The sequence below is a fragment of the Pseudomonas sp. C321 genome, assembly GCF_055407105.1.
The window spans coordinates 282,742-290,429 of sequence record NZ_JBUZRB010000007.1 but is presented as its reverse complement, the minus strand read 5'-3'; the positions used below and the strand labels follow the sequence as shown (position 1 = coordinate 290,429).

Here is a 7,688-nt window from a genome sequence, read left to right as displayed (position 1 = left end):
GCTGAATTCGCGGGTGGTACCGCCGGGCTGAATCACCTTCAGCAAACGACCCACAGCGTCCCACTGGTACTGGGTCAGCGCGCCATGCTCATCCTCTACCGCAACCTGCCGCCCCAGGTCGTCATAGCGATAACGCCGTACACCGCCATTAGCCAGCTGTTCCTCGGTGAGCTGGCCACGCTCATTCCAGGTCAGGCGCTGACTGCTGTTATCCGGATGCCAGACGCCGGTGAGCTTTCCGTGTTTGTTGTAGGTGTAGTCGGTGACATTGCCGTCAGGGTCAGTCTTGCGGGTGATATCGCCCTGATCGTTACGTTGGTATTTCCAGACGGCTTCACCACGGCGCACGACCCGAACGAAACCGTTGTCATGCTCGTAGGATGTCGGCTCATCGTCCCCCGGAAACAGCGCAACAAGCCGACCAGCTTCGTCGTACTGATACGCCGTCACCGCCCCGAGCGGGTCCTGCTCGACCGTCAGCCGGCCTTTTTCATCGTAGGACTTGAAGTGTTCGGCACCGTCCGGATCAATCCGCTGCACCAGCCGCGCGCGCTGGTCGTGGACGTACACTTCCTGGCTGCCATCAGCGTTATGGACGGTGACACTGCCGTTGTCGTCCCAGGCATAACGGGTGTCCATCTGCGAAAAGCTGGCCCAGTGCCGGATGCAGCGCGCAGCCTTGCCAGACCGTTCCCACTCCCAGAAGAAACTCGCCCCACCGGCCAGTTCCCGTTCCAGAATCACCTGCTGATCGTCGTACCGATACCGCTCGCTTTCGCCTACAGCATTGGTCGCCTCAATCAGCTGCCAAGCGTCGTCATAGCGGTAGGAAACAACGTTCTGCTCGGTAACCCAGACGTACTCCTGATACGCCTCGGCACGCTGTACCTGGTAGTCAACTGCAACGATATGGTCCCGGTCATAGCGCAGCAGCAATCCCCGCCCGACGCCGTTATCCAGCCGTTGAATCCGTCCTGAAAAGTCGCGGGAGATACGCAGGCGGTTGTCATACGCGTCGCTGATCGATGTCAGCACGCCGTCGCGGAAGTGGTAGAAAAGCGACGCCTGAGCCAGCACCAACTCATCGGGCAAAGAACCCAGATAAATCGCCGCCTCCGCCAGGCTATTGCTGATCGCCGGCCGCGAAACAGAGGGCAACGCAAACGTTGTGCTGCGGTTCTCATGGTCGGTCCACACCACCGACTCGCCAATCACAGAAAGCCGCTGGGCCAGCGAATGGCTCCAGCCAAACCCCAACCCACAATCCACTTCCACGGCACTGGTGCGATACAGCCTTGTCCAGGCAAACGGCAGAAGCCCGTCCAGCTCGCCATCGGTGAGGATCAGCAGCTCCTCACCGGTAACCATCGACACTGGGCAACCGTTGGTGGCGGTTTTATCGGCACTGGTTGCTGCATCGCCGTTAGGGTTTTTCGCAGAAGCCGGCACATCATCAACATGCGCTTCCTGCCGCAACACCGTGTTCTGCCGCGCCCCCCAGCGCATTTGCATCTTGCCTTTTTTCAGGCCGCCCACCGCTCCACGAACAGCCACCGCCTTGTAGCGACTCACTGCCCCCATGAAGCTTTTGATGATGGTGAAGATGCCTTTAAAAAAATCGATGGCAGCTTCAACAAGCTGCGTGCCGTACTTGGCCAGACGCAGCCCCAGATAGGCGATGCCTGCACCTTGTAGGGCAATGGTCAGCACCACTGCGATTAACAGGTCAATCAGCAGCGACACTACAACCCCGGCGACGATTTCGGCCTCCTTGCCGGCAACTTGGCTAGGCGGCAGCGCCGACAGCCAAATCATCGCCGTACGCAACATCAGGTACAGCGCCGCCTCATCGCTGGCCAGCAACATGGCCTGTTCCATCGCCTGAGGCGTGGTGCGGGCTAACTCAGCCAATTCACTGGCCTGGGCACCCAAGCGTTCGATATGTTTGGCGGGGTCTTGCAGAATGTCCTGGACCAGCGAAATGCTGTCCCATACCCCGGAAATCGCCGCCCAACTCCCTGCCAGCAATCCGCTGCCGATCGCGCTTGCAGTCGACGCCTGCCAATGCGGTTTGAAACCGTCCCACTGACCACGCAGCCAGGCTTCGAGGTCGTTCGTCAAACCGTCGTAAGAAGAGAACAGCGCATCGACCTGTTCCGCCGAAACTCCGCCTTGCACCCGCACCTGATACCGCCCACCGGCCACACAGTGGTGAGAGCCTTTCCCCTGCTCATCCAGCATGACGACCGTAGAGCTGCCGTCATCCAGCCCAATCACCTCAACTGAGAGGTTCCCCAGCGGCACGTCATACACCGACTCGAACTTGCTCTCGATCTGCAGCACGCCGCCCACTTGGCAGCTTGTCACTGTCGAGAAATTGTCATCGGTCATGCTCACCGACGTGCTCGAATTCCCCGCCCGAATGACCCGGTCCATGCCCAGCAACGACGGCAAATCCAACCCATGGCTGGCCTTATCCAGCGCTTGTGAATACCAGGCGCCCACTTGCTGGCGATACACGGCCAGGCTCTGATGAAAGCCATCTAGTTCGTGTTCGATATGGGCAATGTGGGACGAAGAAGCAGTCATCCGTGACGTCTCTGCAAGGGAAAGGCGTCGGAGTCTGCAACAGCAAAGGAGGGGCTAGACGAGTGGTCCGGAAAATCAGATTGGGCTTACGGGGAGGGAAAGTTTTCTGCGTAGCGCCGCTGCCCAGGGCTACATGAAGCGGCGACTCAGCTTATTGACTACCTACGACCCGCATTTGCCGTAAGCGGCATAACTCCGCCGTTTTTTCGACTTATCGCAAATCCCCGTTTTCCTTCATTTACCCGCAAACCCTTGCCCCGCCTGGACTTTCCTCCGTTTTTAAAAGTTGGTGCGCAAATTGCTAAAGACTCTTCAGTACAGCGGTGGACGGCAAGCGTCCGTCAGAGAGAGGAATGAGCGTGGACAAGTACCTTTATGTGGCAATGACCGGCGCCAGCCAGAATGCACTGGCTCAGAAGGCTCATGCCAACAATCTGGCGAACATTTCCACCAACGGTTTTCAGCGTGACCTGGAACAGGCCCGCTCGATGCCGGTATTTGGCGACAGCTTTCCGGCGCGGGCATTTGCCTTGACCGAACGGCCGGCGACGGATTTCTCCGCCGGCTCCATGCTCGAAACCGGCCGCGACCTCGACGTCACTGTCGGCGGTGACGGCTGGATTGCCGTGCAAACCCCAGATGGCGGCGAAGCCTACGTGCGCACTGCCAGCATGAACGTCGATGCCCTCGGCATGCTGCGGGCCGGCAACGGGATGCCGATCATGGGCAACGGCGGGCCGATCTCCGTGCCGCCTGAGCAGAAGATCGAAGTAGGCCAAGACGGCACCATCAGCATCCGCGCCATGGGCGAAGGCCCGCGGGTGATGGCTGAAGTGGACCGGATCAAGCTGGTCAACCCTGATTTAAAGACCATGAGTAAAGGCCTGGACGGCGCGATCCACACCAATGACGGCCAGCCTGCCGTAGCGGATTCCAGCGTCAAACTGGTGTCGGGCTTCCTGCAGTCGAGCAACGTCAATGCTGTCGAAGAAATGACGGCGGTGCTGGCCCTGTCCAAGCAGTTCGAACTGCACATCAAGATGATGAACAGCGCCAAGGAAGACGACCAGGCAATGACTCGCGTCCTGCAGATGACCTGATCGCCACCCACTGATTACTAATTTCGTAACGCGGCGCCATAAAACAGGCGCACGAAGGAGAACAGCATGCTTCCGGCTCTATGGGTTGCCAAAACAGGTCTGTCCGCCCAGGACACCAACCTGACCACGATCTCCAACAACCTGGCGAACGTTTCGACCACGGGTTTCAAACGTGATCGCGCCGAGTTCCAGGACTTGCTCTACCAGATCAAGCGTCAGCCTGGCGCCCAGTCGACCCAGGACAGCGCCTTGCCGTCGGGTCTGCAAGTGGGTACTGGTGTGTCCATTGTTGGCACCCAGAAAAACTTCAGTGCCGGCAACCTGCAGCAAACTGGCCAGCCTTTGGACTTGGCGCTCAACGGTCGCGGCTTCTTCCAGATCCTGCAACCGGACGGCACCACCTCCTATACCCGTGACGGTACGTTCCACCTGGATTCCAATGGCCAGGTTGTCACCGCCAACGGTTTTGCCCTGGAGCCGGCGATTGTTGTGCCCAACGATGCCCAGACCTTTACGGTCGGCACCGACGGCACCGTGTCCGTCACCATCGCCGGCAACCCGGCGTCGCAAGTGATCGGCAACCTGCAGACCGCTGACTTCATCAACCCGGCCGGCCTGCAAGCCTCCGGTAACAACCTGTTCCTGGAAACCGCCTCCAGCGGCGCGCCGCAAGTGGGTACGCCGGGGCTCAACGGCTTTGGTACCACCCTGCAAAACACTTTGGAAACGTCCAACGTCAGCACGGTTGAAGAGATGGTCAACATGATCACCACTCAGCGTGCCTACGAGATGAACTCCAAGGTGATTTCCACCGCCGACCAGATGCTTTCGTTCGTAACGCAGAATCTGTAATCAAGTCTATGGGGCGGCCTGATGGCGCCTGCAACACCGTGAGGTAAGGGTCATGAATCGCTTTGTTTCTGTTTTGGCATTGAGTGGGATCGCCGTGCTCGCGGGCTGTGTCGCGCCGACGCCAAAGCCCAATGACCCGTACTACGCGCCGGTGCTGCCGCGCACGCCGCTGCCTGCGGCCGCCAACAATGGCTCGATCTACCAGGCCGGCTTCGAACAGAACCTGTACAGCGACCGCAAGGCGTTCCGTGTGGGCGACATCATCACCATCACCCTGAACGAGCGCACTACGGCCAGCAAGAATGCCAACTCCCAGGTGGCGAAAAACAGCAAGACCGGTATCGGCCTGAGCTCGTTGTTCGGCGGCGGCTTGAACACCAACAACCCGTTGGGCAGTGGTGATTTGAGCCTGGACGTCGGCTACAGCGGCGACCGCGCCACCAATGGCAGCAGCAAGGCCGGGCAGGGCAACAGCCTGGTCGGCTCGATCACTGTGACCGTCGCCGACGTGTTGCCCAACGGCATCATTGCTGTGCGCGGCGAGAAGTGGATGACCCTCAACACCGGTGACGAACTGGTGCGCATTGCCGGCATGGTGCGGGCGGACGATATTGCCACCGACAACACTGTGCCATCGACGCGGATTGCCGATGCACGCATTACCTACTCGGGTACGGGTTCGTTTGCTGACGCCAGTCAGCCGGGCTGGTTTGACCGTTTCTTCCTTAGCCCGCTGTTCCCTTTCTAGGTGGTCCTCAAGGTGAATGCTTTGAAACTCAAACAGCTGATGGCGGCGGTGTTGTTGCTGGCCCTGAGCGCAGGCGTCCAGGCTGAGCGGCTCAAGGATATCGCCAGTATTTCCGGCGTGCGCACCAACCAGTTGATCGGCTACGGCCTGGTGGTGGGGCTCAACGGTACCGGTGACCAGACCACCCAGACCCCGTTCACCCTGCAGACCTTCAACAACATGCTTTCGCAGTTCGGCATCAAGGTGCCGGCAGGTTCGGGCAACGTGCAGTTGAAAAACGTCGCGGCCGTTTCGATCAGTGCCGACTTGCCGGCGTTCGCCAAGCCGGGCCAGGTGGTGGATATCACCGTGTCCTCCATCGGTAACTCGAAAAGCCTGCGGGGTGGCACCTTGCTGATGACACCGTTGAAAGGTATCGACGGCAACGTCTACGCGATTGCCCAGGGCAACCTGGTGGTGGGCGGTTTTGACGCCGAAGGCCGCGACGGTTCGAAGATCACCGTCAACGTGCCCTCGGCCGGACGGATTCCTGGCGGTGCTTCGGTGGAGCGTACCGTGCCCAGCGGTTTCAACCAGGGCAACAGCCTGACCCTGAACCTCAATCGCTCCGACTTCACCACCGCCAAGCGCGTGGTGGACAAAATCAATGACCTGCTCGGCCCAGGCGTGGCTCAGGCCATTGACGGCGGCTCGATTCGCGTTACCGCGCCACTGGACCCGAGCCAGCGCGTCGACTATTTGTCGATCCTGGAAAACCTCGAAGTCGATCCGGGCCAGGCAGTGGCCAAGGTCATCATTAATTCGCGCACCGGTACCATCGTGATCGGCCAGAACGTCAAGGTCTCGCCGGCAGCGGTGACCCACGGCAGCCTGACCGTGACCATTACCGAAGACCCGATTGTCAGCCAGCCGGGGGCGCTGTCCAACGGCCAGACCGCTGTGGTTCCGCGCTCCCGCGTGAATGCCCAGCAAGAAGCCAAGCCGATGTTCAAGTTCGGCCCCGGCACCACCCTGGATGAAATTGTCCGTGCGGTGAACCAGGTGGGCGCAGCCCCAGGCGACTTGATGGCGATCCTCGAAGCCCTGAAACAGGCCGGCGCCTTACAAGCCGACCTGATCGTGATTTGAGGCCGTAGCCATGGACATGCGCAAGAGCGGTTTAACCAGTACGGCGGACTCGGGTTCCTATTCCGACCTCAACCGGCTTAACCAGCTCAAGGTCGGCGACAAGAACAGCGAAGGCAACATGCGCAAGGTTGCGCAGGAATTCGAGTCGCTGTTCCTCAACGAGATGCTCAAGTCCATGCGCTCGGCCACCGAGGCGTTGGGCAAAGATAACCCGATGAATACCCCGGCGGCCAAGCAGTACCAGGAAATGTACGACCAGCAACTGGCGGTGTCACTGTCCCGGGAGGGCGGTGGTATTGGCCTGGCGGACGTGCTGATGCGCCAGATGCAGAAGAACAAACCGGTGGAGGCTGCTGCTGCCTCGACCTTGCAAGGCCCGGAGCAGGCGCCGAAGAAAGTCGACGTGCCCACCCCGATTGCTGCCGGCACCCTGGCGGACGGTCCGCTGGGTCGCTCCAATGGCCAGCGTCCATTGTGGGCCTCTCGCGTGGCGGTAGCGGAACGGGTCGACGACGGCACCGTGCGCAACGACATGGCCCTGATGAACCAACGGCGCATCTCGTTGCCGAGCAAACTGACCGACCGACTGCTGGCCGGCATCGTGCCTGGCGCGGACGTCGCCAGCACCGCCAAGGCCGCGCCACTGCGTAACAGTGCCGCCGAAGATGGTGTGATCAATGGCGCGGCTCGCACCTTTGCCGTGCCGAGCAGCCGTATGCAGGTCTACGGCCGTGCCATGGCCCAGCCACCGCTGGCGCCGGCGAAGAAAGCCTTCAGTTCACAGGATGAATTTGTTGCCACCATGCTGCCGATGGCCAAGCAGGCCGCCGAGCGCATTGGCATCGACCCACGTTATCTGGTGGCCCAGGCGGCCCTGGAAACCGGTTGGGGTAAATCGGTGATGCGTCAGCAAGACGGCACCAGCAGCCACAACCTGTTCGGCATCAAGGCCGGTCAGAGTTGGCAGGGTGCTCAGGCGCGGGCGATCACCAGCGAGTTTCGTAATGGCGAGATGGTCAAGGAAACGGCGCAATTCCGCTCCTACGATTCTTACCAGGACAGCTTCCATGACCTCGTAACATTGCTGCAAAGCAATGAAAGATATAAAGAAGTCCTGAAGTCGGCCGATAAGCCGGAACAGTTTGTGCGCGAATTGCAAAAAGCCGGTTATGCAACCGATCCGGACTACGCCAGCAAGATTTCGCAGATAGCCAAAACGATGAACAGCTACCAGAACTACGCTGCCGCGGGCGCTTCCACTCATTTATAAG

At 60.1% G+C, this 7,688-nt stretch carries 6 protein-coding genes; 5 read left to right on the top strand and 1 reads right to left on the bottom strand.

Going from position 1 to position 7,688, the window contains the following annotated elements:
* Window positions 1-2,589 (bottom strand): DUF6531 domain-containing protein (locus ACZRJ6_RS21435; protein ID WP_463969602.1); only part of this gene is annotated, 2,589 nt, incomplete at its 3' end.
* Between the two features lie 359 nt (window positions 2,590-2,948).
* On the opposite strand from ACZRJ6_RS21435, the gene ACZRJ6_RS21430 reads away from it, so the two are divergent.
* From ACZRJ6_RS21430 to flgJ, 5 genes are all read left to right on the top strand, one after another.
* Window positions 2,949-3,689, top strand: a complete 741-nt coding sequence (locus ACZRJ6_RS21430; RefSeq protein ID WP_463969603.1) for a flagellar basal body rod protein FlgF — start codon at window positions 2,949-2,951, stop codon at window positions 3,687-3,689.
* A 66-nt stretch (window positions 3,690-3,755) separates the two neighbouring features.
* The gene (gene flgG, locus ACZRJ6_RS21425) at window positions 3,756-4,541 is read left to right on the top strand and encodes a flagellar basal-body rod protein FlgG (RefSeq protein ID WP_133099165.1); all 786 of its coding nucleotides are present in this window, start codon (window positions 3,756-3,758) and stop codon (window positions 4,539-4,541) included.
* 52 nt (window positions 4,542-4,593) lie between these two features.
* On the top strand, window positions 4,594-5,289 hold the full coding sequence (gene flgH / locus ACZRJ6_RS21420) for a flagellar basal body L-ring protein FlgH (RefSeq protein WP_133099164.1): 696 nt from the start codon (window positions 4,594-4,596) through the stop codon (window positions 5,287-5,289).
* Between the two features lie 39 nt (window positions 5,290-5,328).
* Window positions 5,329-6,417, top strand: coding sequence for a flagellar basal body P-ring protein FlgI (locus ACZRJ6_RS21415; RefSeq protein ID WP_133099453.1), 1,089 nt, complete (start codon window positions 5,329-5,331; stop codon window positions 6,415-6,417).
* Window positions 6,418-6,427: 10 nt separating this feature from the next.
* Complete coding sequence (gene flgJ, locus ACZRJ6_RS21410; protein WP_463969604.1) at window positions 6,428-7,687, top strand: flagellar assembly peptidoglycan hydrolase FlgJ; 1,260 nt, start codon at window positions 6,428-6,430, stop codon at window positions 7,685-7,687.
* Window position 7,688 lies beyond the last annotated feature (1 nt).